This window comes from Hydrogenophaga sp. (assembly GCF_035481345.1).
Lineage (GTDB): Bacteria > Pseudomonadota > Gammaproteobacteria > Burkholderiales > Burkholderiaceae_C > Hydrogenophaga.
Genome location: NZ_DATIGV010000077.1, coordinates 43020 through 69921, shown reverse-complemented (window position 1 = coordinate 69921; position 26902 = coordinate 43020). Strand labels below are relative to the sequence as shown.

25 protein-coding genes are annotated in these 26902 nt (G+C 72.1%); 13 read left to right on the top strand and 12 right to left on the bottom strand.

All coding sequences use genetic code 11. The features are described from left to right. The first annotated feature begins 170 nt into the window (after positions 1-170). The gene (locus VLG41_RS08015) at positions 171-938 is read left to right on the top strand and encodes an FkbM family methyltransferase (protein ID WP_325348866.1); all 768 of its coding nucleotides are present in this window, start codon (positions 171-173) and stop codon (positions 936-938) included. On the opposite strand, the gene VLG41_RS08010 is transcribed toward VLG41_RS08015, so the two are convergent. Further along, positions 933-1988 carry an aromatic ring-hydroxylating dioxygenase subunit alpha gene (locus VLG41_RS08010; protein WP_325348865.1) on the bottom strand — a complete coding sequence of 352 codons (1056 nt, stop codon included), beginning with the start codon at positions 1986-1988 and terminating at the stop codon, positions 933-935. The two genes, VLG41_RS08015 and VLG41_RS08010, sit on opposite strands and share 6 nt — an antisense overlap. Before the next feature lie 2 nt (positions 1989-1990). Further along, positions 1991-3028, bottom strand: coding sequence for an ABC transporter substrate-binding protein (locus VLG41_RS08005; RefSeq protein ID WP_325348864.1), 1038 nt, complete (start codon positions 3026-3028; stop codon positions 1991-1993). Between the two features lie 131 nt (positions 3029-3159). Between VLG41_RS08005 and VLG41_RS08000 the strand changes: the two genes are divergently transcribed. Then, the gene (locus VLG41_RS08000; protein ID WP_325348863.1) at positions 3160-4062 is read left to right on the top strand and encodes a LysR family transcriptional regulator; all 903 of its coding nucleotides are present in this window, start codon (positions 3160-3162) and stop codon (positions 4060-4062) included. Positions 4063-4087: 25 nt separating this feature from the next. Here the strand turns inward: VLG41_RS08000 and VLG41_RS07995 are convergent, their stop codons facing one another. From VLG41_RS07995 to VLG41_RS07985, 3 genes are read right to left on the bottom strand one after another with little or no spacing between them, the layout of a single operon-like run. Continuing rightward, positions 4088-5692, bottom strand: coding sequence for a hypothetical protein (locus VLG41_RS07995; RefSeq protein ID WP_325348862.1), 1605 nt, complete (start codon positions 5690-5692; stop codon positions 4088-4090). Positions 5693-5705: 13 nt separating this feature from the next. After that, positions 5706-6326, bottom strand: coding sequence for a YceI family protein (locus VLG41_RS07990; protein ID WP_325348861.1), 621 nt, complete (start codon positions 6324-6326; stop codon positions 5706-5708). Beyond that, the gene (locus VLG41_RS07985; protein ID WP_325348860.1) at positions 6323-7120 is read right to left on the bottom strand and encodes a CDP-alcohol phosphatidyltransferase family protein; all 798 of its coding nucleotides are present in this window, start codon (positions 7118-7120) and stop codon (positions 6323-6325) included. Before VLG41_RS07985 ends, VLG41_RS07990 begins: the two co-directional genes overlap by 4 nt. Positions 7121-7234: 114 nt before the next feature. Between VLG41_RS07985 and VLG41_RS07980 the strand changes: the two genes are divergently transcribed. From VLG41_RS07980 to VLG41_RS07965, 4 genes are read left to right on the top strand one after another with little or no spacing between them, the layout of a single operon-like run. Continuing rightward, on the top strand, positions 7235-8227 hold the full coding sequence (locus VLG41_RS07980) for a zinc-binding alcohol dehydrogenase (RefSeq protein WP_325348859.1): 993 nt from the start codon (positions 7235-7237) through the stop codon (positions 8225-8227). Positions 8228-8243: 16 nt separating this feature from the next. Next, positions 8244-8669 carry a 6-carboxytetrahydropterin synthase gene (locus VLG41_RS07975; RefSeq protein WP_325348858.1) on the top strand — a complete coding sequence of 142 codons (426 nt, stop codon included), beginning with the start codon at positions 8244-8246 and terminating at the stop codon, positions 8667-8669. Positions 8670-8685: 16 nt separating this feature from the next. Then, the gene (locus VLG41_RS07970; protein ID WP_325348857.1) at positions 8686-9789 is read left to right on the top strand and encodes a glycosyltransferase family 4 protein; all 1104 of its coding nucleotides are present in this window, start codon (positions 8686-8688) and stop codon (positions 9787-9789) included. After that, positions 9786-10640: a class I SAM-dependent methyltransferase gene (locus tag VLG41_RS07965; RefSeq protein ID WP_325348856.1), complete on the top strand. Its 855-nt coding sequence runs from the start codon at positions 9786-9788 to the stop codon at positions 10638-10640. The genes VLG41_RS07970 and VLG41_RS07965 overlap by 4 nt, the downstream gene beginning before the upstream one ends. A 37-nt stretch (positions 10641-10677) precedes the next feature. Here VLG41_RS07965 and VLG41_RS07960 read toward each other — a convergent pair whose 3' ends face one another. Both VLG41_RS07960 and VLG41_RS07955 read right to left on the bottom strand, forming a co-directional pair. Beyond that, complete coding sequence (locus VLG41_RS07960) at positions 10678-11592, bottom strand: RibD family protein (RefSeq protein WP_325348855.1); 915 nt, start codon at positions 11590-11592, stop codon at positions 10678-10680. A gap of 10 nt (positions 11593-11602) precedes the next feature. Next, the gene (locus tag VLG41_RS07955) at positions 11603-12514 is read right to left on the bottom strand and encodes a hypothetical protein (protein ID WP_325348854.1); all 912 of its coding nucleotides are present in this window, start codon (positions 12512-12514) and stop codon (positions 11603-11605) included. 136 nt (positions 12515-12650) lie between these two features. Here VLG41_RS07955 and VLG41_RS07950 point away from each other — a divergent pair, with 136 nt between their 5' ends. The 3 genes from VLG41_RS07950 to VLG41_RS07940 all read left to right on the top strand — a co-directional run bounded on the left by VLG41_RS07950 (position 12651) and on the right by VLG41_RS07940 (position 15872). Next, positions 12651-14279 (top strand): long-chain-fatty-acid--CoA ligase, encoded by a 1629-nt coding sequence (locus VLG41_RS07950; RefSeq protein WP_325348853.1) that lies wholly within the window; start codon positions 12651-12653, stop codon positions 14277-14279. 148 nt (positions 14280-14427) lie between these two features. Beyond that, on the top strand, positions 14428-15066 hold the full coding sequence (locus VLG41_RS07945; RefSeq protein ID WP_325348852.1) for an FMN-binding negative transcriptional regulator: 639 nt from the start codon (positions 14428-14430) through the stop codon (positions 15064-15066). Further along, a complete protein-coding gene (locus tag VLG41_RS07940; RefSeq protein ID WP_325348851.1) occupies positions 15063-15872 on the top strand; it encodes a GDSL-type esterase/lipase family protein in 810 nt (269 codons plus the stop codon). The genes VLG41_RS07945 and VLG41_RS07940 overlap by 4 nt, the downstream gene beginning before the upstream one ends. On the opposite strand, the gene opgC (VLG41_RS07935) is transcribed toward VLG41_RS07940, so the two are convergent. Both opgC (VLG41_RS07935) and opgC (VLG41_RS07930) read right to left on the bottom strand, forming a co-directional pair. Then, positions 15847-17022, bottom strand: coding sequence for an OpgC domain-containing protein (opgC, locus tag VLG41_RS07935; protein ID WP_325348850.1), 1176 nt, complete (start codon positions 17020-17022; stop codon positions 15847-15849). The genes VLG41_RS07940 and opgC (VLG41_RS07935) overlap by 26 nt on opposite strands. 136 nt (positions 17023-17158) lie before the next feature. Then, a complete protein-coding gene (gene opgC / locus VLG41_RS07930; protein WP_325348849.1) occupies positions 17159-18292 on the bottom strand; it encodes an OpgC domain-containing protein in 1134 nt (377 codons plus the stop codon). 90 nt (positions 18293-18382) lie between these two features. On the opposite strand from opgC (VLG41_RS07930), the gene tadA reads away from it, so the two are divergent. Together tadA and VLG41_RS07920 are read left to right on the top strand one after the other, a co-directional pair. Beyond that, complete coding sequence (gene tadA / locus VLG41_RS07925) at positions 18383-19768, top strand: tRNA adenosine(34) deaminase TadA (RefSeq protein ID WP_325348848.1); 1386 nt, start codon at positions 18383-18385, stop codon at positions 19766-19768. Further along, positions 19765-20706: an LD-carboxypeptidase gene (locus tag VLG41_RS07920; protein ID WP_325348847.1), complete on the top strand. Its 942-nt coding sequence runs from the start codon at positions 19765-19767 to the stop codon at positions 20704-20706. Before tadA ends, VLG41_RS07920 begins: the two co-directional genes overlap by 4 nt. A gap of 11 nt (positions 20707-20717) precedes the next feature. Here VLG41_RS07920 and VLG41_RS07915 read toward each other — a convergent pair whose 3' ends face one another. Continuing rightward, on the bottom strand, positions 20718-21053 hold the full coding sequence (locus tag VLG41_RS07915; RefSeq protein WP_291021707.1) for a hypothetical protein: 336 nt from the start codon (positions 21051-21053) through the stop codon (positions 20718-20720). A gap of 287 nt (positions 21054-21340) precedes the next feature. Between VLG41_RS07915 and VLG41_RS07910 the strand changes: the two genes are divergently transcribed. Beyond that, on the top strand, positions 21341-22291 hold the full coding sequence (locus VLG41_RS07910; protein ID WP_325348846.1) for an adenylate/guanylate cyclase domain-containing protein: 951 nt from the start codon (positions 21341-21343) through the stop codon (positions 22289-22291). A gap of 97 nt (positions 22292-22388) precedes the next feature. Next, positions 22389-24914, top strand: a complete 2526-nt coding sequence (locus VLG41_RS07905) for a penicillin acylase family protein (RefSeq protein ID WP_325348845.1) — start codon at positions 22389-22391, stop codon at positions 24912-24914. Positions 24915-24926: 12 nt separating this feature from the next. Here VLG41_RS07905 and VLG41_RS07900 read toward each other — a convergent pair whose 3' ends face one another. Together VLG41_RS07900 and VLG41_RS07895 are read right to left on the bottom strand one after the other, a co-directional pair. Then, complete coding sequence (locus tag VLG41_RS07900) at positions 24927-25724, bottom strand: ABC transporter ATP-binding protein (protein ID WP_325348844.1); 798 nt, start codon at positions 25722-25724, stop codon at positions 24927-24929. Positions 25725-25738: 14 nt separating this feature from the next. Beyond that, entirely contained in the window at positions 25739-26875 is a 1137-nt protein-coding gene (locus VLG41_RS07895) for a succinylglutamate desuccinylase/aspartoacylase family protein (protein WP_325348870.1), read from the bottom strand. Positions 26876-26902 lie beyond the last annotated feature (27 nt).

Here is a 26902-nt window from a genome sequence, read left to right as displayed (position 1 = left end):
GGCGCTGTCGAAGAGCGCCGTGCCGATGCGGATGGAATTCGAGGACATGGTATGCGTGGCAATTTGTGGCAGATTACCACAAGGCATCGGCCAGATCCGACGCGCTTGTGCCACCCAGGGTGGTGTTCATGTCACCCCAGCGCGAGCCCGGCAGCCGATACAGTGGTGCGATGAAGACGCCGCGCATGCGCTGGACAAGTACGCTGGGCCTGCTGCGCTCGCTGCTGATCTACCGCGCCATTCCCTGGCGCGGTGCGCAGTTGCGGCGCTTCTATCGCCGCTTCGTGCCGGCGGGCGGCCTGGCCTTTGACGTGGGCGCGCACGCGGGCAATCGTGTGGCGGCGTTTCGCCAACTGGGTGCGCGCGTGGTGGCGCTGGAGCCGCAGCCGGATTTCGCGCGGATGCTGCGGCGGCGCTTCGGGGGCGATCCGTCGGTGCTGGTGCTGGAACAGGCCCTGGGCCGCGAGAGCGGGCAGGCGCGGCTGATGGCGAGCCCGCGCACGCCCACGGTGGCCACGCTGTCGGGTGATTTCGTGTCGCGCGCGGGGGCGGCGCCGTCGTTCCAGGGCGTGCGCTGGGAGCCGGGGCCCCTGGTGGACGTGAGCACGCTGGACGCGCTCATCGCGCAACACGGCGTGCCGGACTTCGTGAAGATCGACGTGGAGGGCTTCGAGCTGGAGGTGCTGCTGGGGCTGAGCCAACCCCTGTCCGCGCTGTCCTTCGAGTTCGTGCCGGCCGTGCGCGAGGTGGCGCTGGGGTGCATCGATCGGCTGGAGGCGCTGGCGGGCGAGGGGGCCTATCACTACGCGGTGTCGCTGGGCGAGCGGCAGCGTCTGCTGCGGCCGGACGGTGAAAGTGCTGACGCGATGCGTGAATGGCTGCGGGCCTTGCCGGCGGACGCGCCGTCGGGTGACGTGCACGCCTGGCATCGCTCATGACCCGGCGCCGCCGCCCGCGCGGCTCATCTCGGCGATGCGCCGGCGCAGGCGCACCACGCCGGTGTCCGTGGCCATGCGCACAGGTACCAGGCCGGGGCAGGCGTCTTCCTCGCGCTGGATGGCTTCCAGCAATTCCTTGTCTTCGCCGAAGGTGAGCTTGTAAAGCGATTCGAACTCGCGCGTGGTGGCTTCGTCGTCGACCGAGAAGTTGCGCAACTGGAACGAGAAGTAGTGGGTGCTGTTGCGGGTCTGCGGTGTCAGGAAGGCGTAGGACAGCACCCGGTAGGGCGCGCGCTCCTGTTCCTCGGCGGTGTGCGGACGGCCCGCCTCGAAGGAGCCGAAGTCCACCCACGAGGTGCAGGGGAGCCGGTAGTTGTAGAACTGCCAGCGGTCCATCGGGCCCTCGCAGCCGGTGTAGCGCCGCACCACCGGTACCGCTGGCGCGTTGTCCACCCATCGGCCCGCGCGGATCACACCGGCCTCCTCGGTCGCGCCCACACGCACCTCGTTGCCGGCGTCGTTGCCGATGGTGCGCTGGTGCACGAAGCTGGTGTGCGCCGGGTCGACCAGGTTGTCGGCAATGTTCTGCCAGCAGGCACCGAACAGGTCGTAGCCGCGCGAGAGGCCCCAGCCCGGCGCGCCGTACTGTGCGATCTCCACGAGTTCGCCGGGGTCGGCGTCCTCGGGGTCGCCCATCCAGACGAACACCAGACCGTAGGCCTCGAGCACGCGGAACGCGTCGACCCGGGCGGCGGGCGGCGGCCTGTCCTGCCCGGGTGCGCGCCGGCAGGCGCCATCGGTGCCAAACACCAGTCCGTGGTAAGGGCAGGCGATGCCGTCCTGGACCTGTTGCCCCAGCGACAGCGGCGCGAAGCGGTGCGGGCAACGGTCGCGCAGCGCCCCCGCGCGGCCCTGTCCGTCGCGAAACAGCACCAGGCGCTGTTCGAGCACGGTGCGGGCCAGGGGCTTCGGGTGGGTGGCGTCGAGTTCGGCCGATTCGGCAGCCGCGTACCAGGCGCCGAGGATGAACGGGGCGGGCGTGGTCTGCACGCTCACAGCTTTCGCTCGGCCAACGGCGGCAGGTAGGCGTTGCTGAACAGTTGGCCCGCATCCACCGCCTGCTTGAGCGCGAGCGATTCCACCACCTGGGCCAGGTTGGATCTCAGTCGGGCTTCGTCCACGCCCCCAAGACCGGCTGCGCGCACCGATGGCGTGGCCACGAAGTGGTCCAGGAAGTGGCGCAAGCGGCGTTCCTCCACCGCGATGTCCACCACCGGCTCGCGCAGCTTGACGTAACGAGTGGCGGCCTTCGGGTCGGCGATGCAGTCCTTGATGCCGCGGTTGAGCGCCCGCAGAAAGCCACGCACAGCCTGCGGGTGGGCGGCCGCGAAGGCAGCGGTCACGACCACGGCGTTGCCGTAGAGATTGACGCCGTGGTCGGCGTAGCGGAAGGTCACGAGCTCCTCGGGTTTGACACCGCGCGCCTCCAGCGTCAGCAGGCCGGTGTAGTAGAAGCTCGTGATGGCATCGGCGTCGCCCTTGATGAGCAGGGTTTCGCGCAGCGCCGGGTCGACGTTGGTCCAGGTCACGGCCGCCGGATCCAGTCCGTTGGCTCTGGCGAACAGCGGCCAGGCCTTGCGGCCGGCGTCGAAGACCGGCGCGGCCAGCTTCTTGCCGCGCAGGTCGGCCGGCGTGGCGATGCCCGAGGATTTGAGCGCGAACACGGTGGCGGGGATGCGCTCCATCAGCATGTAGATGCCTTGCAGGCGCGGCGCCGTGGGGTTGGCTGACTGGAATTCCACCAGGGCGCTCGTGTCGGCGAAGCCGACGTCGTGGGTGCCCGAGGCCAGACGCTGCACCGCCGCGGCGGACCCGTTGCCGGCGTCGATGACCACGTCGAGTCCTTCCTGCGCGAAGTAGCCTTTGGCCTGCGCCAGCAGCACGATGGCACCCGGGCCGTCGACGCGCCAGTCGAGCGTGAAGCGCACGCGGGTGAGGTCCTGGGCACGCGTCAGGCCGACGGCACCCAGGGTCGAGGCCGCGCCGACGCGCAACAGCGTGCGGCGGCACAGGAGCAGGGGGAGATTCATGGTGGTGAGTCAGGGGTGGTGAACGGGCGCAGCTTAGGTTCGCGTCGTGTGGATGAAAATGGCCACAATCCGATCAATTGATCTGAAAACCGGATCACTCAGATGGGCTGCCTGTTGCACCGAGGACAGCAATGAAGGACTACCTGCGCGAACTGCGCGCGTTCGTGGCCGTCGCCGAAACCGGGCACTTCACCCGCGCGGCCGAGCGGCTGGATCTGTCGCAGTCGGTGTTGAGCGCCGCCGTGGGCAAGCTCGAGGCGCTGCTGGGCACCCGCCTGTTCGATCGCCACACGCGCCAGTGCCGCCTGACGGCGAGCGGGGCGGCGCTGCTGCCCGACGCCAGCCGCATGGTCAACGAATGGGACCGTCTGGTGGCCAGCGCCCGCGACCTGCAGGGCTTGGCCACGGGGCGGGTGTCGATCGCCGCGCCGACCGCCCAATGCGCGTACCTGCTGCCGCCGCTCCTTCATGAGTTCCAGGACGCGCACCCCGGGGTGAAAGTGACGGTGCACGACGTGCCCGAGCAGCAGGTGCACGAGCTGGTGCGCAACGGCGTGGCGGACCTGGGCATCGCCACGGAAACCGATGCCCGCTCCGACCTCAGCGCGACACCGTTCTATTCGGACCAGTACATCGCGGCGTTGCCGCCGGGGCACCCGCTCGCGCGGCGCCGCTCGCTGGAATGGCGCCAGGTGGCCGAGCATCCCATCATCGGCCCCTTGCCGGAAAACCCCGTGCGTCGCCACCTGGACCTGCGCCTTGCGCGTGAAGGGGTTCGGCTGAACTACGTCCACGAGGTATCGCTCCCCTGGACCATGGCGGGACTCGTGCATGCCGGCCTGGGCCTGGCGGTGTTGACGGTGGCCTTGCGGCCCTTGATCGAATCCCGGCAGTTGGTGGCCAAGCCCATCGGCCGGCCCACCCTATCTCGCTCGCTGGTGGTGCTGCGGCCGGCCAAGCGCGGCTTGTCGCCGCAGGCGGCGGCCCTGCGGGACGTGGTGACAGGCCGACGCCTGCGTGCCGATCAGCGCTGAAGGGCGTGCGGCCCGAGGGCTGGGATCAATGGGGCTCCGCGCGCCCGTCGAAGGCCAGCAGCAACCACCGCGTGAGCTCGTGCATCGCGCCCAAGGCCGTGGGCGCGGGGCGCAAGCCGGGCGTGAAGCCCAGGGCCTCGAAGCGCCGGGCCAGCGCCGGGTCGCTGGTGATCACGTGCACCGGCACGTCCCATGAAGCGTCGCGCCCCGCCACGCCACCGGGCGGCTGGTGGTCGCCCACCACGATCAGCACCTGGCGGCTGTCGGCCGTGCGTTCGAGGTGGCGCGCGAGCCAGTCGAACTGGTAGCGCAGGCTGGCGGCGTACCCCGTGTCAGGCGATTGGCCCGAGGCCTCGGCGGGTGGAGCCCGCAGCGGCTCGTCCAGCACCATCGGCAGCGGCTCGAAGGGCGCGTGCGTGCTGACCGTGGGAAACACCGCGAACACGGGCCGGCGCGTGGCCGCCGGCGCGCTCAGCTCCTGTTCGTGCAGCAGCGCCATCGCCACCTGGTCGGGGATGCGCCAGTAGCCGATGTCCGGGCCCTGATAGCCCAGGCGCGGATCGTCCGCGAAGCGCTCGAAGCCGTAGAACGCGCCCTCGGGCCAGGGGCGTTTGATGCCGGGCATCCAGCCCACGGTGCGGTAGCCGTGCCGCGCGAAGTGGCTCACCAGCGTGGGCCGCTCGCTGGTCAGCAGCAGCTGGTGGCGCGCCGGATCGGTGATGGCGATGCCCGAGAGCAGGCTGGCGTGCGAGAGCCACGAGGCCCCGCCGAAGGTGGCCGCGCGCACGCGCGCCGAGACGACCTGGCGGCCGCTGGCGGCCAGGGCACTCCGCAGCCGATCGCGCGACGGCGCCAGTGCCTCATCGAGCGCGGGATCGTCCAGCGTGACGGCGCCGTAGGACTCGGCGAACAGCAGCACCACGTCGGCCGCGCCGCGCGCGTCGCGCAAGGATTGCACGTCGGTGTCGAAGGCCGGGCCGTGACCCAGCGCCGCCTCGCCATGCCCGGGCCACAGCACCTGGGCGAGCAGCGTGGCCTGGTTCCACACCGTGGGCGCCAGCGGCAGCGAGAAGAACCAGCGCGTGTCGCGCTGGTCGGGCACGTAGGCCGCGAAGCACAGCGCCAGGGCCGCGGTTGACCCCAGGCTGCCGCGCCGCAGTGCGGCGCTGCCCATCGCGCGCGCCAGCTCGCCGATGGCCCGGCGCGCCACGGCCACCAGCAGCGCCGCGCCCAGCAGCAGGACCACCGCAGCCCCCGCCACGTGCCACCACGACCAGGACCGCGCCGCGACCTCGATCAGGTCCAGCGCGTGCCGACCGTCCCAGTACACGTTCACCGGCCGCCCCATCAGCGCGGGCGCGGTCACGTCGACATACCGCACCGCCACCAGGGCCACGACACCCAGCGCCAGGCCCGTGGCCGCGCGCCCCGACAGCGCGCCGCGCCAGGCCACCCAGCCCGCCAGCAGCGCCAGGCCCAGGCACAGCTCGAAGGACAGGCGGGGCATGTAGCGCACGCCCAGCCCGGGCCAGCGGTTCTCGAAAGTGAACAGCGTGTTGAGGACGACGAACGCCAGGGCGACGCGCAGCCAGCCCGCCGCCGTCACGGGGCTGCCCTCCGTGCTTCGCACGGCCCGGCGGCGCTCACTGGCGCACCGCCTCGAATTCGATGATGAGATCGACCGTGTCGCCGACCCAGCCGTTGTCCAGCGCGTAGTTCATGCCATAGGCGCCGCGGCGGAAGCTGCCGCGCGCGGACACGCCCATCACGTAGGGCTTGCGCCCGATGCCGCCCAGCGGCGACTCGGCGCTCTTGTTCCAGGTGGCCGTCAGCGTGAGCGGCTGCGACTTGCCGAGCAGCTCGAGCTGGCCGGCGATCTCGAAGCGGCGCTCGGCCAGGCGCCTGGCGCCGCTGGCGGTGAACACCATGCGCGGGAATTCGCCGCTGTTGAGGAAGTCCGGCCCCTTGAGGTGCTCGTCGCGCTTGCGCTGGTTGGTGAACACGCTGGCGGTGTCCACCTCGATGCGCACCTCCGACAGCGTGCCGCTGGCCTCGTCGAAGCGGTAGCTGCCGCGCGCCGCGCGAAACGTGCCCAGCACCTTGGCGTAGCCGATGTGATCGACGAGGAAGGCCACGGTGAAGTGGTCGGGGTCGATCTCGTAGCGCGGCGCCTGGGCCTGGGCCAGCAGCGGCGCGCCGAGCAGGCCGGCGGCCAGGGCGGCGCCCGCGAGCAGGCCGCGGCGCTTGAGCGAAGGGGTGGTCATGCGCGGTTCTCCCGTTGGGGGTGGCGTTGGCGTGCGAGGTGGCGCTGGAGGTAGCGGATGTCGATGGCGAAGGAGGTGGCCAGCAGCAGCAGGCCCAGCGCGGCGATGGCCGAGGCCAGCGGCGCGGGCACGATGGGCCCCAGGCAGACGATGAGGGCGGTGATCTGCACCACGCACACCGCCTGCCGGCGCACGCTGGGCGGCAGCGGGCCGGCCAGCCAGGGCAGGAAGGCGGCGGCGGCCACGAAGGCGTAGCGCATCAGGCCCGAGCCCAGCACCCAGGCCCCCGCCTGGCCGGCCTGCCACACCAGCGCGCACAGCACCAGCATGAAGGCGGCGTCGGTTTCCATGTCGAAGCGCGCGCCGAAGCGGCTGGCCAGGCCCTGGCGGCGGGCCAGGGCGCCGTCGGCCGCGTCCAGCACCGCCACGGCGGTGGCGAAGACGATGAGCGCCCAGCCGCCCACCGGCTGCGCCGCGGGCGGCGCGGCGGGCACGGCCTCGCCCAGCAGCGCGGCCACCAGCGCCATGCCGCCCAGGCGCCCCAGCGTGACGCGGTTGGCCGCGCCGAAGCGCGCGTGCGGGTGGCCACCGAGTGCCAGGCCGCGCCACACCAGCGCGGCGCCCAGGGCGTAGACCAGCAGGGCCTTGAGCGTGTAGTCCGCGCCCAGGCCGGCCCACCAGCCCACGGTGGCGGCCACGGCCAGCAGCGCCAGCGCCGCGCCGGCCAGGGCTCGAGCGGCATCGAGTCGCAGGGCCTGGTCCGGTGCTGGGGCGGTCGCGGCGGCGGGGTTCATGGCGGTGCTGCGGTGGGCCATCTAAGATGAACGGAGTACCGCGAGGTTCCTCGCGATGGCGCGCGGACGCAAGCCCTCTTTGCGCCCGATGCCGATCGAACCGCCCACCTCACCTTGACCGACGCCGCACACACCACCACCGCCCGGGCCTGCTGGGTCACCGGCCCGTCGCGCGCCGAGATCCGCACCGAAGATCTGCCGCCGCTGCCTGAGGGCCAGGTGCGCGTGCGTTGCCTGCACAGCGGCGTCAGCCGGGGCACCGAAACCCTGGTGTTTCGCGGCCAAGTGCCCGCCAGCGAAGCGCAGCGCATGCGCGCGCCGTTTCAGGCCGGGGAGTTCCCCGCGCCGGTGAAGTACGGCTACGTCGCCGTGGGTGTGGTCGAGGCCGGCCCGGCGCAGCTGCTCGGCCGCGCGGTGTTCTGCCTGCACCCGCACCAGACCCTGTTCCAGGTGCCCGCCGAGGCCGTGACGCCGCTGCCACCCGGCGTGCCGCCCGCGCGCGCCGTGCTGGCCGCCAACCTGGAGACCGCCATCAACGCCCTGTGGGACGCCGCCCCGCGCCTGGGCGACCGCATCGCCGTGGTGGGCGGTGGCACGCTGGGCCTGCTGGTGGCCTGGCTGGCCGCGCGCCTGCCGGGGACCGAGGTGCAGGTGGTGGACCCGGTGGCCGGGCGCGCGGCGATCGCGCAGGCGCTCGGTGCGGGTTTCGCGCTGCCGCAGGATGCGCGCCCCGAGGCCGATCTGGTGGTCCACGCCAGCGGCCAACCCGCCGGGTTGGCCACCGCCCTGCAACTCGCCGGCTTCGAGGCCACGGTGCTGGAGCTGAGCTGGTACGGCACGCGCCCGGTGGCGCTGCCACTGGGCGAGGCCTTTCACGCGCGCCGCCTCACGCTGCGCAGCTCGCAGGTGGGGCAGGTGGCCACCGCGCAGCGCGCGCGCTGGAGCCACGCGCGCCGGCTGGCGCTGGCGCTGTCGCTGCTCACCGATCCGGTGCTCGACGCCCTGATCACCCACCACGCGCCCTTCGACGAACTGCCCCGCGTACTGGCGCGCCTGGCCGGTGGAGACACCGAGACCCTGTGCCAGCGCATCGACTACCCCACCTGAAACCCACGCCACCACCATGTTCAGCATCACCGTCCGCGACCACTTCATGATCGCCCACAGCTTCCGCGGCGAGGTGTTCGGGCCCGCGCAGCGCCTGCACGGCGCCACCTACATGGTCGACCTGGAGCTGCGCCGCGCCGCGCTCGACCCCGACGGCATCGTGGCCGACATCGGCCTGGCCAGTCAGGTCCTGCGCGAGGAACTTGCCCGGCTCAACTTCCGCAACCTCGACGAGTTGCCCGAGTTCGCGGGCCGCAACACCACCACCGAATTCCTGGCGCACGCGCTGTTCCAGCGTCTGGCGGGGCGCATCGCCGCGGGCGAACTCGGCCCGCACGCGGTGCCCGGCGGCGCTTCGGGTGGCCTCACGGCCATGCGCGTGAGCCTGCAGGAATCGCACGTGGCCTGGGCCGCGTACGAGGCGGCGCTGGTGGCGGGCTGAGCCGGTGCACGCGGCGATGCCGAACCCGACAGCGGCAACGCGGCCAGGCGGCGGCACCGGCGCGCCCTGCGTGATGCTGGTGCCCGGGGATCCGCTCACCCCCACGGGCGGCTTCACCTACGACCGGCACCTGCTCGATGCGCTGCGCGCGCGCGGCCGCGCGGTGGAGCTGCTGCGCCTGGACGGCGACTGGCCGTGGCCGGGCGAGGCCACGCGGGCGGCTGCGCGCGCGGCCTTCGCGGCCTTGCCCGATGGCGCCTGCGTGATCGCCGATGGCCTGGCGTTCGGCGCGCTGCACGCCGAGGTGGCGCCACACGCGCACCGCCTGCGCTGGCTGGGGCTGGTGCACCACCCGCTGCACCTGGAAACCGGGCTGGACGCCGCGCAGGCGCGCCGGCTGCGCGAGCAGGAAACGCAGGCGCTGCGGCACGTGCGCCAGGTGGTGGCGGTCAGCGCCACCACCGCCCGCGAGGTGGCCGATCTCGGCGTGCCGCCCGCGCGGATCGCGGTGGTGGAGCCGGGCAATCACCCGCCGCCACCGTTGCCGCGCCCCGCCACGGCGGGCGGTGTGCAACTGCTGTGCGTGGCCACGCTGACGCCGCGCAAGGACCACGCGCTGCTGCTGCGCGCGCTGTCGGGCCTGAGCGAGCTGGACTGGACCCTGCACTGCGTGGGCAGCGTCGAACGCGACAGGGCCTGCGCGAGCGAGCTGATCGCCAGCACCGCCTCGGGGCCGCTCGCGGGGCGCGTGGTCTGGCACGGCGAGCTGATCGACGCGGCGCTGCACGCGCGCTACGCGGCGGCCGACGTCTTCTTGCTCGCCTCGCGGTACGAGGGCTTCGGCATGGTGATCAACGAGGCCCTGCTGCGCGGCCTGCCCGTCGTGGCGAGCCGCGCGGGCGCCCTGGCCCACACGGTGCCGGCCGCGGCCGGCCTGCTGCCACCTGCGGGCGACGAAGCCGCCTGGCGCGAGGCGCTGGCCCAGGTCATCACCGACGCCGCGCTGCGCGACCGCCTGGCCGAGGGCGCGCGACAGGCCGCCCGGCGATTGCCCTCGTGGGCCGAGCAGGCGGCGCGCTTCGACGCCGTGATCGAGGCGGTGATGGGAGCGCCCGCATGAGCACCCCCGAGGCCTTCGGCGCCGACTGGCTCGCGCTGCGTGAGCCTTTCGACGCGGCGGCGCGCGAATCCTCGTCGCTGCTGGTGGCGCGCTTGCGGACCCTGCGGCCCGGGCCGGGCCCCTGGCGCGTGATGGACCTGGGCTGCGGCACGGGGGCCAATTGGCGCTGGCTGGCGCCGCGCCTGGGCGGCGAGCAGCACTGGCTGGCGCTGGACCACGACGCGGCGCTGCTGAGCGCCTGGCCCCTGTCGGCCGGTGCGCCGGTCCCGCTCGACGAACCCTGGCACTGGCGCGGCGTGCGCTTCGACGCCACCGTGCTGCGCCGCGAGGCCGAACTCGCGCACGGGCTGCAGGCGCTGCCCTGGGACGCGGTGCAACTGGTCACCGCCTCCGCGCTGCTGGACCTGGCGGGGGCCGAGTGGCTGGACGAACTGATGCGGCGCGCCACCGACGCGCGCGCCACGCTGTTCTTCGCCTTGAACGTGGACGGGGGGCACGACTGGACACCGACCGTGGCCGACGACGCCTGGATCGGCGAGCTGTTCGCCGCCCATCAGGGGCGTGACAAAGGCCTGGGGCCGGCGTTGGGCGCGCGGGCCGTGCCCTGGCTGAAGCAGGCGCTGCGCGAGCGCGGTTACCGGGTGGCGCTGGGGCGCAGCGATTGGCACGTGAGGCGCGAGGACCAGGCCATGAAGATCGCCATGATCGAAGGCTTCGCGCGCGCCGCGATCGAGCAGGAGCCGACGCAAGCGCCGCTGATACGGGCGTGGCGGGCCCGCCGGATGCGCAAACTCGACTGGGGCAGCTTGCGCGTGGGTCACCTCGATCTGCTGGCCTGGCCCGCGCCCTGATCGACCCCCCCATTCCGCTGCTGCGTGGGTCGCGGCTTCAAGCGCGCGGCGCCAGGCCCGACAGGTCCAGGTCCCACAGCGTGTCCTCGCCCAGCGCCACGCGGTGCGCGGGCGGGCGAGGGCAGTCGGCCATCACCGTCTGGGCCGGCACCCGCAGGCCGCGCCGGCCCTGGCCCACCAGCACCGGCGCCACCGCCAGGTGCAGGCGCTGCAGTGCGCCCGCCGCGAAGAAGCGCGACACCGTGACGCCACCGCCTTCCACGAACAACACGCGCAGGCCGCGTGCGGCCAGAGCGGCCACGGCGCGCCGCACGTCCGGGCCGTCGCCCGGAGTGCCGAGCAGCTCGGCCACGCCCAGCACCTCGGCCGGCGCGCCCAGGCCGCGCGGCAAGCGCTCTCGCGCGGCCTGGGCGTGGCGCTCGTCGCACAGCCACAGCGTGGGCGCCAGGCCGTCGCGCAGCGCGCGCGAGTGGCCGTCGAGGCTGGCCGCCGGGTCGAACAGCACGCGCACCGGGTTCGGGCCGGGCACGCGGCGCGTGGTGAGTTGCGGGTCGTCGATGGCCACCGTGCCCACGCCCACCAGCACCGCGTCGCACAGCGCGCGCAGGCGGTGCAGGTGCAGCAGGCTGTGCGCGCCATTCACGTAGTAGGAATCGCCCGTGGCGGTGGCCACGAAGCCGTCCAGGCTCTGGCCCATCTGGGCCACCACCCAGGGCCGGCCGTCGTGGGCGCTGCGCGCGTCCAGCAACGGCTTGTACAGCGCGAACAGTTCGGCGCTGCGCGCGCTGAATCGGCCCTGCAGGCGCCAGCCTTCGCCGTTGCTCAGGGCCGGCCCGGCGTGGCCGCTCGGGGCCGTGCCCAGGCGCGCGGCGAGCAGGCGCGTCCACAGCGCCGGCCAGTCGCGCGGCACGTCGGTCAGGGTCGGGGGGCTGGGCTCGCGGGGACGGGTCATGCCGCTTTCGCTATTGCCAACGCGGCGCGTAGTAAGGGTCATCGGTTTCGCTGGCAGCGGGGCCGGTGGGTGGGGTGCCCGCGCCGGCCTGCCAGAACAAGGCCAGTGCCACCGGCAGCGCGGCCAGCAGCGCTACCACCAGCGGGCGCCAGCGCCAGTGGCGCGCGCTCCAGGCGAGCCCGGCCAGCCACCAGGGCGCCGTGAGCGAGAGGCCGAGCCAGGCCAGCGAAGCGGCCGGTGTTCGACCGCCCGCGTGCACCAGGCAGGCCAGGGCCAGGCCGGCGACACCCAGCGGCACCAGCGCGGCCGCCGACAGGCGCAAGCCCGGACGCGGCAGGGCCCAGATCCACAGGCCGGGCAGGGCGGCGCACACCGCCAGCACCAAGCCCAACTGCGCCAGCAGCAGGGAGCCGCCCAGGCCGCCCAGCCCCGCCAGGCCCAGCAGCGCCACCGTCAGCGCGGCCGCCGAGCCCGCGGCCCCCGTGGGCTCGGCCTGCGGCGCGCGGGGCGACCACGCCAGCACGGCCAGCAGCAACACCCCCGCGGCCACGGCCAACAGCCGGCCTGGCGTGGGCGCGGGGCCCAGCAGCCAGGCCGCGGCGCCCAGCCAGGCAAGCGCGCCCAGGCCCCAGGGCCGCGCGGGCGCGTCGGTGCTGCGCGTGGCGCGCGAGCCCAGCAGCGCGGGCAGCATGGCCAGCAGGCCGAGCAGCGCGATCCAGGGCAGCTTGTGCGCCTGCGCCGTGGTGGGCCACACCAGGCCGGGCCACAGCGCCAACGTCAGCGCCAGCGCGACGGCCCCGCCCATGGGCCACCAGGGGCGCAGCGCGGGCGCGCGCGCCGTGCGCAGCAGGCCCAGGCAGGCCAGGCACAGCAAGGCGGGCTGCACGAGGCTCTGGAAGGCGGGGTGGTGGAGGGCGTCCATCGGCGGGTGGGTGGGGCGGCGCCATCATCGCACCGGCGCGCGCGGTCGTGGGGCCTTGTCCGCTGGCGCCGGCTTCGAATGAGAATGGCGGGCCACACCAACAAGCGCAACCAGCGCTACCAGGAGACAAACCCCCATGCTCAAACCCGGCCTCATGATGGACCGCCCGCTGCTGATCTCGGGCCTGCTGGAACACAGCGCCACGCAGCACGCCGAACAACAAGTCGTGTCGCGCGAGACGCACGGCCCCACGGTCCGCTTCAGCATCGCGCAGATCGCGCGGCGGGCAAAGCAACTGGCCAATGCTCTGCGCGGCCTGGGCCTGCAGCCCGGCGACGCGGTGGCCTCCATCGCCTGGAACAACCACCGCCACCTGGAGGCCTACTACGCGGTGTCGGGCAGCGGCATGGTGATGCACACCTGCAACCCTCGCCTGCACCCCGAACAACTGGTCTACATCCTCAACCACGCCGAGGACCGCGTGGTGCTGTTCGACAGCACCTTCATGCCGCTGGTGCAGGCCATCGCGGACAAGTGCCCGCGGGTGTTGGCCTGGGTCTGCCTGAGCGACGCCGCGCAGCTGCCCGAGGCCGCCGGCGCGGTCAAGCCGCTGGCCTACGAAGACCTGATCGCCAACCAGTCCGAGACCTTCGACTGGCCCGAATTCGACGAGAAGACCGGCGCGGTGCTCTGCTACACCTCGGGCACCACGGGCAACCCCAAGGGCGTGCTGTATTCGCACCGCGCCATCGTGCTCAACGCCACCACGGCCTGCTTGCCAGACGTGCTGGGCCTGTCCACGCGCGAAAGCGTGCTGCCGGTGGTGCCCATGTTCCACATCAACGCCTGGTGCATCCCGTACGCGGCCATGGTCGCGGGCGCGCGCATGGTGCTGCCCGGCCCGCGCCTGGACGGCGCCAGCCTGTACGAGCTGATGGAGACCGAGAAGGTCACCATCAGCGCCGGCGTGCCCACCATCTGGATGGGCCTGCTGCAGCACGTGGAGCAGGGTGGTTTGCGGTTCTCGACCATGCGCCGCACGGCGGTGGGCGGCTCGGCCATGCCGCGCGCGCTGATCGAGAAATTCAACGACGTCTACGGCGTGGAGGTTCGCCACGGCTGGGGCATGACCGAGACCGCCGCCATCGCGACGCTGAGCAATCTGAGCGCCAGCGATTGGGAGAAGCCGGCCGAGGAGCGCCACGCCCTCGTCGCACGCCAGGGCAAGGTGGTCTCGGGCATTCAGATCAAGGTGGTCGACGAGAGGGGCGCCACGCTGCCGCGCGACGGTACGTCGCAGGGCGAGCTGATGGTGCGCGGGCAGTGGATCGTGGAGCGCTACTACAAGGCCGATCGCACGGCCCTGGTGGACGGCTGGTTCCCCACGGGCGACATCGCCACCATCGCGCCCGACGGCGTGATGACCATCCGCGACCGCACCAAGGACGTGATCAAGAGCGGCGGCGAGTGGATCAGCTCGATCGACCTCGAGAATGCCGCCGCCGGTCACCCGGCCGTGGCGCAGGCGGCCGTCATCGGCATCAAGCACCCCAAGTGGGACGAACGGCCCCTGCTGCTGCTGGTGCGCAAGCCCGGCGCCGCGCTGGAGAAGGACGAAATCCTGGGCTTCCTGGGCGAGCGCGTGGCCAAGTGGTGGGTGCCCGAGGACGTGGTGTTCCTGGACGCGCTGCCCGTGGGCGGCACGGGCAAGGTGCAGAAGAACGAGCTGCGCAAGCGCTACGGCGGCGTGTTCAGCGGCGCCTGATCGGAGCGCATGCACTCGGGGACCCGCTGTTGCGGCGGCGATCATGGTTTCCCCGCGTGACAGGCGCAACACACAGGGTGCCGTGGCCGATGGCATATGAAACAATTCGCCGATGTCCCGGGTGCCACGGCCCGAGGCCGCCGACGCCATGTACCTTCCGCCCCAGTTCGCCGCCACGGACCCCGCGATCGCGCTGTCGCTGATGCGCGCGCACCCCTTCGCGCAGCTCATCACCACCGACGATGAAGGCTTTCCCTTCCTCACCCCGCTGCCGCTGCACGTGGTGGAAGAGGGCGAGGGGACGACAGGCCTGACCCTGCTGGGCCATGTGGCCCGGCCCAATCCGCAGGCGGCGCACCTGCGCGAGCGGCCGCAGGCCCTGGCGGTGTTCAACGGCCCGCACGCCTACATGACGCCGCGCGTCTACCCGGACGTGCAGCGCGTGCCGACCTGGAACTACCTCACGGTGCAGGCGCGCGTCGAGGCGCGCTTCATCGACGCCTTCGACGACAAGGACCGCCTGCTCAAGCACCTCATCCACGAGCACGACCCGGCCTACGCCGAGCAGTGGCGCGCCCTGCCCGAGGACTTCCAGCACAAGCTGATGCAGGGCATCCACGCCTTCGAGCTGCGGGTGCTGGAACTTCGTTGCAAGGTAAAACTCAACCAGCACCGCCGCGAATCCCACGCGGCGATGCTGAGCCTGTACGAGCAGGGCGGCGAGCAGGAGCAGGCCCTGGCGGGCTGGATGCGCCGGCTGAACCTGGGAACCACCGAACCATCATGAGCGATCGTTTTTCGCTGCGTCGCCGGCTCGCCGTGTGCGCGCTGGGCGCCGCGCTCACCCCGCTGGCGGGGGCGCAACCGGCCGGCCCTGCGGCGCCCGTGGCGCTGCCCGCCGGCTTCGCCACCACCAGCGCGGTCGAGCGCCTGGTGAACCTGCCGCCCGCCGTTGTGGCGCCGCCGGTGGCGCGCTCCGTATTCGACCCGCTGGCGGCCGAGCTGCGCTGGCGCGCCAGCCTGCAGGCCTTCGCCGAGCAGGACCGCCTGTCCCGCCCCGAGCCTGGCGGCGTGCTGTTCGTGGGCAGTTCCTCCATCCGCCTGTGGGACAAGCTGGAGGCCGCCTTCCAGCAGCAGCCGGTGGTCATCAAGCGCGGTTTCGGCGGCTCGCGCCTGGCCGATTGCGTGGCCTTCATCGACCGGCTGGTGCTGCCCTACCAGGCCCGCCAGGTGGTGCTGTACGCGGGCGAGAACGACCTGGACGAGGGCGCCACGCCGGCCGAGGTGCTGCTGCGCTACGAACGCTTCGTGCAGCAGGTGCTGCAGGCGGCGCCGGCCACCCGCATCGCTTTCGTCTCGATCAAACCCAGCCCGGCGCGCGAATCGCTGCTGCCCGCGATCCAGGCCACCAACCGGCTGATCAAGGCCTACACCGACGGCCACCCCCAGCTCGATTTCATCGACGTGCACAGCGCCATGCTCGACGAAGCGGGCCGGCCCCGGGGCGAGCTCTTCGGCGCCGACCGCCTGCACCTCAACGCCACCGGCTACGGCGTCTGGCGCGACCTCATCTCGGCGCGTCTGAAGCTCTGACGGCCGCGCGGCGCCGGTCCTTCGCGCGGGGGCGCTGGCGCAGGCGGTCCAGGCCCCGGCTGGCCCAGGCCACTGCCCACAGACCGGCCAGGCCGCCCACCAGCACGGCGGTGTCGACCCACCAGGAACGCCGGTCCGTGGCCTCGCCCAGCAGTGCCAGCGCCACCAGCGAGATCACCAGGTGGGCGCAGAACACAGGCAGCGCGGCCCGCCCCAGCAGTTCGAGCGCGCGCAGGCGCGGCAAGGCCTGCCGCAGCCGGGGGCCGAAGTGGACCACCAGCAGCAACAGGGCCAGGAAGTTCAGCAGGCGCAGCGGGCCCAGGGTCCACTTGTCGAACATCAGGTTGACCACGGGCACGCCCGGCAAGGGCTCCTGGCCGACCAGATGGCGCCAGACGAAACACACCAGGGCAAGCGACAGCGCCAGTGCCAGCATCCAGCGCGGCGCGCGCGGGGACGGCGCCTGACCGGGCTCGTGGTGGGTGGCGCCCATCCACAGCCCCAGCATCCACACGAACTGCCAGGCCAGGATCTCGAAGGCGCCCATGTCGTGGTAGCGCACGGGCAGCGCCACCAGTTGCAAGGCGGCCCGGTACAGCGCGGGGCCCAGGCCGAACTGCGCGCCGACCCACAGCGCCAGGCTCAGGCCCAGCATCCACCCCCAGGCGCCGCGCCGCCCGTGCAGGATGACCAGCGGGCTGACCACCATGAACACGATGTAGATCGGCAGGATGTCCAGCAGCGCCGGGTTGTAAAGCAGCAGCGCCGCGCTGAGCAAGGCGGTGAGCGGCTGCTCGAGGTAGAAGGCCAGCAGGTCGGTGACGGCGGGCTGGCGCCCCGCCACGGCCAGCCCGGCGATCACCGTGAATGCGAAGCCCAGCAGGGCGATCTGGCAGGCATAGAGGGCCACGGCGCGACCCCAGAAGGCCTGGCGCATGGCGGTGTCGCCGTCGCGCCGGCCTCGGGCGGCGTACACCAGGCCGGCCATGTAGGCCGACAGAAACACGAAGCCTTCGGCCGCCGACACGAAGCCCAGGGGCTGACCCAGGGCCGAGGCGTAGCGCGTCGGCAGGTGGGTCGTCGCCATCAGGATGAGCATCAGGCCGCGCAAGGCGTCGAGCTCCCAGCGACGGGTGTCCGTGGATTGCATGGCGCAGGCGGGGGTGAGGAGACGCACAGCCTGGCTTGCCGGGCATGGGCCATTCAGGGCCAGCAGGCGGGCAGACTCTGCTTGGCTGGAGCGCCGGGCAGGGGGTGAAGTTCCCCGCGCGCGGCGTCCGGGGGACTCAGCGCGGAGCGCTGGCCAGCAGGGGGCGCAGGCGGCCGCCCTGGTCGCGCCACTGCGCGGCCAGCGCCACCGCGAACAGGCCCGCGAAGGCAGAGGCCAGCAGCAGGGCGTCGGTGCCCCAGGGCCGCAGGGTCTGGATGGAGCCGAAGAAGGCCAGCGTGAACAACACGATGACCAGATGGGCGCAGAACACCGGCAGCGACTGGCGGCCCAGCAGTTCCAGCGGCAGCGGGCGCGGCAGCGCGCGCCACAGCGGCGCGCTGGCCAGCAGCAAGGCGACGAGGCAGGCGCCGTTGAGCAGGCGCAGCGGGCCCAGCGACCATTTGTCGAACAGCGCGGCCACCGCCGGCACGCCGGGCATGGGGTCTTGCCCCACCATGTGGCGCCACAGCAGGGCAGCCGCCGCCAGCAGCAGCGCCGGGCCCCAGGCCCACCAGCGCGGGCGCGGCCAGGGCGTGCGGCGCGTGCCCAGCCACAGCCCCACCACCCACAGCAGTTGCCAGGCGAACAGGTGGAAGGCGCCCATGTCGCGGTAGGGCACGGGCCAGCCGGCCGCGCGTGCCAGGCCGTGCAGGGCCGCGCCCAGGCCCCACTGCTCGGCCAGCCACAGCAGCAGGCTGGCGCACAGCAGGCCGCGCCAGCCGTGGCGGCGGCCGTGCGCCAGCAGCCAGGGCGTGACCAGCATGAAGAGGATGTAGAGCGGCAGCACGTCCAGCAGCGGCGGGTTGTGCAGCAGCACCAGCGCCGCGCCCACGGCGGTGGCGCGGTCGATGAAGAAGTACTCGAGCAGCCCCGTGACGCCGCCTTGGTGGCGCACCACGCCCAGCCAGGCGATGAGCGTGAAGGCCAGCAGCAGCAGCGCTACCTGGCACAGGTAGAGCTGGCCGGCGCGCCGCCACAGGCCGCCGCGCAACTCCGCGAAGCCCAGGCGCTCGGCCCGCGCGCCATAAACGCGCCCCGCCAACAGCGCCGACAGGAACACGAAGCCTTCCGCCGCCGAGACGAAGCCGAAGGGCTGGCTCAGCACCGGCGAGAAGCCGGTGGGCATGTGGGTGAGGGTCATGAGCACCAGCATGAGGCCGCGCAGCGCGTCGAGCTCCCACAGCCGGCCGCTCGCGCGGGTGGTGGACATTCTTGAGGGTTTTCCCTGGGCAACCCGGGATCATGCCAGAGCGCGAGAGGCCTTGAGATCGCTTCATGGCGCTCGCCTACACTCGCCCGCATGACGCCGAGCCCGGACCGCGACGAAGCCTTCATGCGCCTGGCGCTGGACGAGGCCCGCGCCGCCGCCGAGGCGGGGGAGGTGCCCGTGGGGGCCGTGCTGGTGAAGGACGGCGCCGTCGTCGCCACCGGCCGCAACGCGCCCATCGGCTCGCACGACCCGAGCGCTCACGCCGAAATGGTGGCCCTGCGCGAAGGCGCGCGCCGCCTGGGCAACTACCGGCTCGACGGCTGCACCCTCTACGTGACGCTGGAGCCCTGCGCCATGTGCAGCGGCGCCATGTTGCACGCGCGGCTGGCCCGCGTGGTGTACGGTGCGGCCGACCCCAAGACCGGCGCGGCGGGTTCGGTGATCGACCTCTTCGCGCAGGCGCAACTGAACCACCAGACGCAGGTGCAAGGCGGCGTGCTGGCCGAGGCGGGTGCCGCGCTGTTGCGCGATTTCTTCAAGGAGCGCCGCATGAACCCCCATCCCCTGCGCGAGGACGCGCTGCGCACACCCGAGGCCGCGTTCGAGCACCTGCCCGGCTACCCCTGGGCACCGCACTACCTGAGCGACCTGCCAGCGCTCGACGGACTGCGCCTGCACTACCTCGACGAAGGCCCCCGCGATGCCCCGCTGACCTGGCTCTGCCTGCACGGCAACCCGGCCTGGAGCTACCTCTACCGCCACATGATTCCGGTGTTCCTCGGCGCGGGGCACCGCGTGGTCACGCCCGACCTCATCGGCTTCGGCAAGAGCGACAAACCCAAGAAGGACGGCGCCCATTCCTTCACCTGGCACCGCCAGGTGCTGCTGGAATTCGTGGAGCGCCTGGACCTGCGCGAGGTGGTGCTCGTGGTGCAGGACTGGGGCGGCCTGCTGGGCCTGACGCTGCCCATGGCCGCGCCCGATCGCTACCGTGGCGTGCTGCTGATGAACACCACGCTCGCCACTGGCGAGGCGCCGCTGTCGCCCGGCTTCCTGGCCTGGCGCGAGATGTGCGCGAGCAAACCCGACTTCTCGGTAAGCCGCCTGTTCGCGCGCGGCAACCCGCAGATGAGCGAGGCCGAATGCGCGGCCTACGACGCGCCGTTCCCCGACCGCGGCCACCGCGCCGCTCTGCGCGCCTTCCCGCCGATGGTTCCCGAATTCTCGGACAGCGACGGCGCCGCCACGGGCCGCGAGGCGCGCCGCTTCTGGCGCGAACAGTGGCGGGGCCAGAGCCTCATGGCGATCGGCCAGCAGGACCCGGTGCTTGGCGAGCCGGTGATGCGCGCGCTGCGCGAGGACATTCGCGGCTGCCCCGAACCGCTGCTGCTGCCGCAGGCCGGTCACTTCGTGCAGGAGCACGGCGAGCCCATCGCGCGCGCGGCCCTGACCCATTTTTCTGCTTCCAAGCCATGAGCCACATCTACATCTATTCCCCCGCCAGCGCCGTGCGCGACAAGGCCGCCTTTCGCCGCGGCGTCCAGCGCCTCAAGGCCCTGGGCCACGAGGTCGAGATCGACACCGACGCGCTGCGCGCCCACATGCGTTTTGCGGGCGACGACGCCACGCGCCTGGCCGCCATTGGCCGCGCCGCGGCCAGCGGCGCCGACGTGGCGCTGATCTCGCGCGGTGGCTACGGGCTCACGCGCATCCTGCCCGAGCTGCCGTACAAGGCCCTCGCGAAAGCCATCGACAAGGGCACGCGCTTCGTGGGCCTGAGCGACTTCACCGCGCTGCAGCTCGCGCTGTTCGCCAAAACCGGTGCCACCACCTGGGCCGGCCCTGCCCTGGGCGAGGACTTCGGCACCGAGTCCGAACCCGACGAGATCATGCTGGCCTGCTTCGGCGACCTGCTCGACGGCTCGGCCGAGGGCTCGGGCTGGACGCTGCCGCTGGCCGATGCCAAGGCACACGCCGCCAAACCCAAGCGGCACGTGCACGGGGCCACCCTGTGGGGCGGCAACCTGAGCGTGCTGTGTTCGCTGGTGGGCACACCGTACCTGCCGGCGGTGAAGGGCGGGGTGCTGTTCCTGGAAGACGTGGGCGAGCACCCGTACCGCCTGGAGCGCCAACTGACGCAATTGCTGCTGGCGGGCGTGCTGGACGCGCAGAAGGCGGTGCTGCTGGGCGCGTTCAACCGCTTCAAACCGGTGCCGGGCTACGACCGCGGCTTCTCCCTCAAGACCGTGACCGACTGGCTGCGGTCAAAGACGAAAACCCCGATCTACACGGGCCTGCCGTTCGGGCATGTGCCGACCAAGGTGCTGCTGCCGGTGGGGCGCACGGTGGACGTGGTGGTAGAGGGGCGCGACGCACTGATCTTCTGGGGCCACGAGCACCATCACCACCCCTGAGGTGGTTTGGCTCAGACGCGTCGAATGCGCGAGGCGTCGATCAGGGCCTTGGGCACCAGGCCCTGGAACACCGGCGAGAGGCCTTGCACGCGGTGCACCGCCAGCGCCTCACCGTGCACGCGGCTGAGCACCGCGACCAGTTCGCCGCGCGCATACCAGAGGCTGTGCGCGTCGTGCATGAACTTCAGGCGCCGCTTGAGGGACGGGTTCAGGCGCGCGCCTTCTTCACCCAGCACCGCCAGCATGGCCTCCCGCACGGGCTCCAGTTCGTCCTCGTCGTCAGCGCGCGCACTCGGCCCTAGCAGGGCCGAGATGCTGTTGCGGAGACTTGGCTTGAACCAGCGCATGGGCTTGAGAGTTCCGTCACACGAAAGGGAGGGTCAGAATACGGCTTGAAGTATGTCGATGCAATCACGCAAGCCCTGATACATCGGAAAAAACAACAGCAAATCATGCCGTTAGCGCAGGAGTTTCATGCACTACCTGAGACAACTAACGCTTTTGCATTCATTGTTGCCGTAAGGACACACCCGGCGCGGCCATTCGCGACGCGCAAAGGGCACTTGCATCGGTTGAGGATGTAACGATCTGCTCGTGAGGCCATGCTCTAATGGTCCGCAGGTTTTCCCGCCCCATGCCCGAACTCACGATCGCCTTTGTCGACCTCACCGGTAGCACGTCCGTGTTCGAGACATTGGGCAACGACCGGGCCACCAAGGCGGTCACCAAGCTGACCCAGTGGATCGGCGCGCGTGGCCAGGCCAACGGCGGCACCGTGGTGAAGATGCTGGGCGACGGCGTGCTGATGGCCTTCGCGGACAACCGCGCGGCCGTCGATTCCATGGTCCAGATCCAGCAGGAGCACGGCAAGCGCGTGCAGCAATGGCCGGCCCATCTCAAATTGCTCATGCAGATCGGCCTGGCGCGCGGCCCGGTGGTGTGGGTGGACGGCGACTGCTTCGGCGACGCGGTGAACCTGGCCTCGCGCCTGAGCGACCTGGCCGGGCCCGAGCAGATCTTCGCCAGCGACACCGTCATCCAGAAGCTCGAGCCGCGTTCGCTGGTGCGCAGCCGCAACCTCGGGGCCATGCGCATCAAGGGCAAGGTCGATCCCTGCGAGGTGTTCCGCATCGAGTGGCAGGCCGACATGCAGTCCGAATTCCTCACCGTGCCGGCCGACCTGCACGCCCTCGCGCCCAAGGACGACTCTGATTTTGCGGGCATCGAACTCGCCTGGCTCGACGCCACGCGCGCCTTCGGCTCCAGCGAACTGCCGCTGCGCATCGGCCGCGTGCCCGAAGCCAGCTTCGTGGTGAGCGACCCGCGCGTCTCGCGCATGCACGCCACCATCGGCCTGCGCTCGGGCAACTACGTGCTGGAAGACGTGAGCAGCTACGGCACCTGGGTGCGCTTCGGCGGCAGCGATTCGGTGGTGCAACTGCGCCGCCAGGACTGTGTGCTGCACAGCGACGGCGAGATTTCGCTGGGCGCGCCGTTCTCCGATTTCAGCGCGCCCACCGTGAGCTACAAGCTCATGGACGGCAGCATGGCCCTGGCCCGCAACGCGGCTGCCAGCGCGCGCTGACCAGCGCCTCACCTCCTTCACCTGCGTGACATCCCGGCCCTCGGGGGCACTGGGTGGGGTATATCCTCGCGGCTCGTCATAAATCCGTGAGAACTCCATGCGCTGGATACGCCGCTTCGCCACCCTGATCGGCCTGCTGCTCGTGCTGGTCGCCGCTCTGGGCCTGTGGTACGCGCGGCAGACCTTGCCGCAGACCGAGGGCCAGTTGCAGGTGAGCGGGCTGGCCGCGCCGGTGCAGATCAACCGCGACGGCAGCGACGTGACGCACATCCTGGCGCAGGGCCCGCGCGACGCCTGGATGGCGCTGGGCTACGTGCACGCGCAGGAGCGCGGCTGGCAACTGGCCTTCAACCGCGCCGTCATGCGCGGCACCTTGTCCGAGTTCCTGGGCCCGGCCACGCTGGAGACCGACAAGCTCATGCGCACCCTGGGCATCCGCCAGGTGGCGCAGCGCCAACTGGCCACGCTGCCGCCCGATGCGAAGGCCGCCGTGGAGGCGTACAGCGCGGGCGTCAACGCCTTCTTCGCCAGCAGCGAACAGGCGCTCACGCCCGAGTTCCTGGTGCTGGGCGTGGACCCGCGCGAGGAGGCGAAACGCGGCGCCTGGTGGGACCCGGCCGACAGCGTGGGCTGGTCGATCATGATGGCGCTGGACCTGGGCGGCAACTGGGGCAACGAGTTCGCGCGCCTGTCCGCGCTGCAGGTGCTGGACACGCCCGCGCTGTGGGAACTGTTCCCGCCGTACCCGGGCGAGGCGCCCGCCGCCACGGCCGACCTGGGCCGGCTGTACCGCGAGCTGGGTGTGTTCAAGGTGAACGGCGCGGGCAATGGCACGGGGAATGGCACGGGCAATGGCACCACCACCTCGCAGGCGCCATCCGCGAGCGAGGACGCCGGCTGGCGCGAGCGCATCGCGCTGGACCTGCGCGACTGGACCGCCAGTTTCGGTTTCAACGAGAACAAGGGCTCCAACAACTGGGTGGTGGCCGGTTCGCGCACGAAAAGCGGCCAGCCGCTGCTGGCCAACGACCCGCACCTGGGCCTGAGCGCGCCCGCCATCTGGTACTTCGCGCGCCTGCAGGCGCCCGACGCGGGCGGGCTCAAGGGCATGGACGTGATCGGCGCCACGCTGCCGGGCACGCCCTTCGTGGTGCTGGGCCGCACGGCCGGCGTGGCCTGGGGCTTCACCAACACCGGGCCCGACGTGCAGGACCTCTACCTGGAGCAGATCAACCCCGCCAACACGGGCGAGTACCGCGTGCCCTCGGCCAACGGCGAGCCCGCCTGGGCACCGTTCACCGTGCGCGCCGAGACCATCCGCGTGAAAGGGCAGGCCGACGTGACGCACCTGGTGCGCCACACGCGCCACGGCCCGGTGCTCAGCGACGCGCAGGAGCAGCACGGCAAGGTCATCGACACCACGCGCTTCGTGCTCGCACTGCGCTGGACCGCGCTGGACGACGAGGACAACGTGGCCGCCACGCTGGCGTCCAACCGCGCGCAGAGCGTGGAGGAGCTGCTGGCCGCGTTCGCCACCTTCCGCGCGCCGATGCAGAGCATCGTGATGGCCGACCGCACCGGGCGCATCGCCTACAAGGCCGCGGGGCGCGTGCCACTGCGCGCGGCGGACAACGACATCCGCGGCGTGGCGCCCGCGCCGGGCTGGGAGCCGCGCTACGACTGGACGGGCTGGCTGCCCTATGCCGACACGCCACAGGACGATGGCGCGCGCGGCTGGATCGCCACCGCCAACCAGCGCATCCACGCGGCCGACTACCCGCACTTCATCACGCAGGACTGGGCGCCGCCATACCGCCAGCAGCGCATCGAGACCCTGCTGGAAGCCACGCCCAAGCACGACGTGGCCAGCATGCGCGCCATCCAGGGCGACCAGCGCGCCGAGGCCACGCTGCGGCTGCTGCCGCACCTCTTGACGGCACCGTCCACGCACCCGCTGGCCGAGCCCGCGCGCGCCGCGCTGCAGGGCTTTGACGGTGTAATGCGCGCCGACTCGGCCGCGCCGCTGATCTACACGGCCTGGATCGACGAGTTCACGCGCGGCGTGATCGGCCAGCGCCTGGGCAAGGAGCGCTTCGAGGCGCTGTATGGCAAGCGCCTGTTCCGTCAGGCGGTGGAAGGTTTCCTGGAGAGCGACAAGCGCGCCTGGTGCGGCGTGCAGGGCTGTGTGCACGCCTCGGGCGAGGCTTTCTCGCGCGCGCTGGACAGGCTGTCGGCCACGCACGGCACCGACGTGGCGGCCTGGCGCTGGGGCGACGCGCACCCGGCGATCTCGGTGCACCGGCCGTTTTCCAACGTGAAGCCGCTGGCGCGGTTCTTCGAGGTGCGCGAGCCCACCGGCGGCGACCCCTTCACGGTCAACGTGGGCCAGTACCACTTGGACAAGGCGGACGCACCCTTCGCCAACCGCCACGCGGCCAGCCTGCGCGCGATCTACGACCTGGCCGACCTCGACCGCTCGCGCTTCATCTACCAGACGGGGCAGAGCGGCAACGTGTTCTCCAGCCGCTACCGCGACATGAGCGCCACCTGGCTGGCCAACGGCCACCGCAACCTGAGCCTAAGGCCGCCCAAGTGGGCGAGCCAGATGGAGATGACGCCCTGAGCCGGGCGCGGCTTACTTCAAGTTGCCCTTGAGGAACTGGGCCAGCCGCTCGCTCTTGGGCGCCGCCAGCACCTCCCGCGGCACGCCCTGTTCCTCGATGCAGCCCTTGTGCAGGAAGATGAGGTGCGAGGACACCTCGCGCGCGAAGCCCATCTCGTGCGTCACCACCACCATGGTGCGGCCTTCCTCGGCCAGCAGGCGCATCACGCGCAGCACCTCGCCCACCAGCTCGGGGTCGAGCGCGGAGGTGGGCTCGTCGAACAGCATCACCGCCGGCTCCACCGCCAGCGCGCGCGCGATGGCCACGCGCTGCTGCTGGCCACCGCTCATGTGCGAGGGGTAGCGGTCTTCCACGCCAGCCAGGCCCACGCGCTCCAGGTACTTGCGCGCCGTCTGCACCGCCTGCTCGCGCGGCACACCCAGCACGTGCACCGGTGCCTCGATGATGTTCTGCAGCACGGTCATGTGCGCCCACAGGTTGAAGTGCTGGAACACCATGGCCAGGCGCGTGCGCAGGCGCTGCAGTTGTTTGGCGTCGATGGCGTGCAGCTCGCCGTGCCGGTCGGGCGCGAGCTTGAGTTCTTCGCCGCCGAGCACGATGCGCCCCGCGTTGGGCCTCTCCAGCAGGTTGATGCAGCGAAGCAGGGTGCTCTTGCCCGAGCCGGAGCTGCCGATCAGGCTGATCACGTCGCCCGCGCGCGCTTCGAGCGACACGCCCTTGAGCACCTCGTTCTGGCCGAAGCGCTTGTGGATGTCGTGCACGGCCAGCAGGGGCGCGGCGGCCGCGGGGGAGGGGGCGGTCGATGTCATGGGTGAAGGCTGGGTCAGGCGCCGAGCAGGTGCCCGGTGCGGAACGGCGTGGCGCCGGCGATCTTGCAGAGCTCGCCGCCGGCCACGACATAACGTTCGCCGATGGCGGCGTAGAGCACGCCGGCCACGCCGGCGGTGACGCGGTGCACGCGCGAGGCGCCAGGCGCCGTGGGGTCGATGATCTCGGCCACCAGCTCGCCCGCGGCGAGCGTGTCGCCCGGGCGGGCGCTGAACACCACCACGCCCGCCACGGGGCTGTGCAGCGTCTCGGAACCCGCCAGCGGCGTGGCCTGGCACGAGGGCGCGGGAATCGCGGGCGCGGGCCCGTCGATCACGCCCAGGTGCTGCAGGTACGCCATGAGGGCCTTCGCATCGGCCTGCGCGTGCGCGTGCGACACGTCGGCCTCGCCGCGCAGTTCCACCGTGGCACTGGCGCAGCCCTGCGGCAGGGGGTGGGTGATGCCCTCGTCCCGCAGGCGCTCGGCCAGGCGCCACCACAGGCCCGAGAGCGATTCGTCGAAGGGTTCGCCGCCCGAGTCGCGCGCCAGCAGCACCGCGCGGCAACCGAGCAGCCAGGCCAGCGGTGCCAGCGGCGGCCAGCAGGCCTCTTCGGCGTACAGGTGCAGCACGGCCTCCCAGTCGCAGTGCAGGTCGAGCACCACGTCGGCGTCGTGCGCCAGCAGGAAGAGCTGGCGGCGCAGGCTGTCGAGTTCGCTCGCGGGCTGCCAGGCCTGGAGCCAGTCGGTGGCGGCGCGGCGCACCAGGGCCACGTTGGCGGCCGGGTCCGGGCCGAGGCGATCGCGCACCGCGTCGAACACCGCGTCCGCGAGCTTGGGGTAGTGGCGGTTGAAGTTCTGCGCGGTGCCGAACTCGAAGCGGCCCATGGCGCGGTGGTTGAGCCGCTGCGACAGGCCGATGGGGTTGGCCGCCGGCACCAGCACCACCTGCCCGCGCAGGCGGCCGGCGCGCTCGGCGGCCTCGAGCAGGGGGCGCAGGTGGTGCGCCACCAGCATGCCGGGCAGTTCTTCGGCGTGCAGGCTCGCTTGCAAGTAGACCTTGGGGCGGGCGTCGGCCGCCCCATAACGGAAGGACACCAGCTGCTTCTGGCTGCCCAGGCTCGGGCTCAACAGGGGGTGTTCGCGCCGTTCCATGGTGGACACACGATAGCTCAGTGGGGG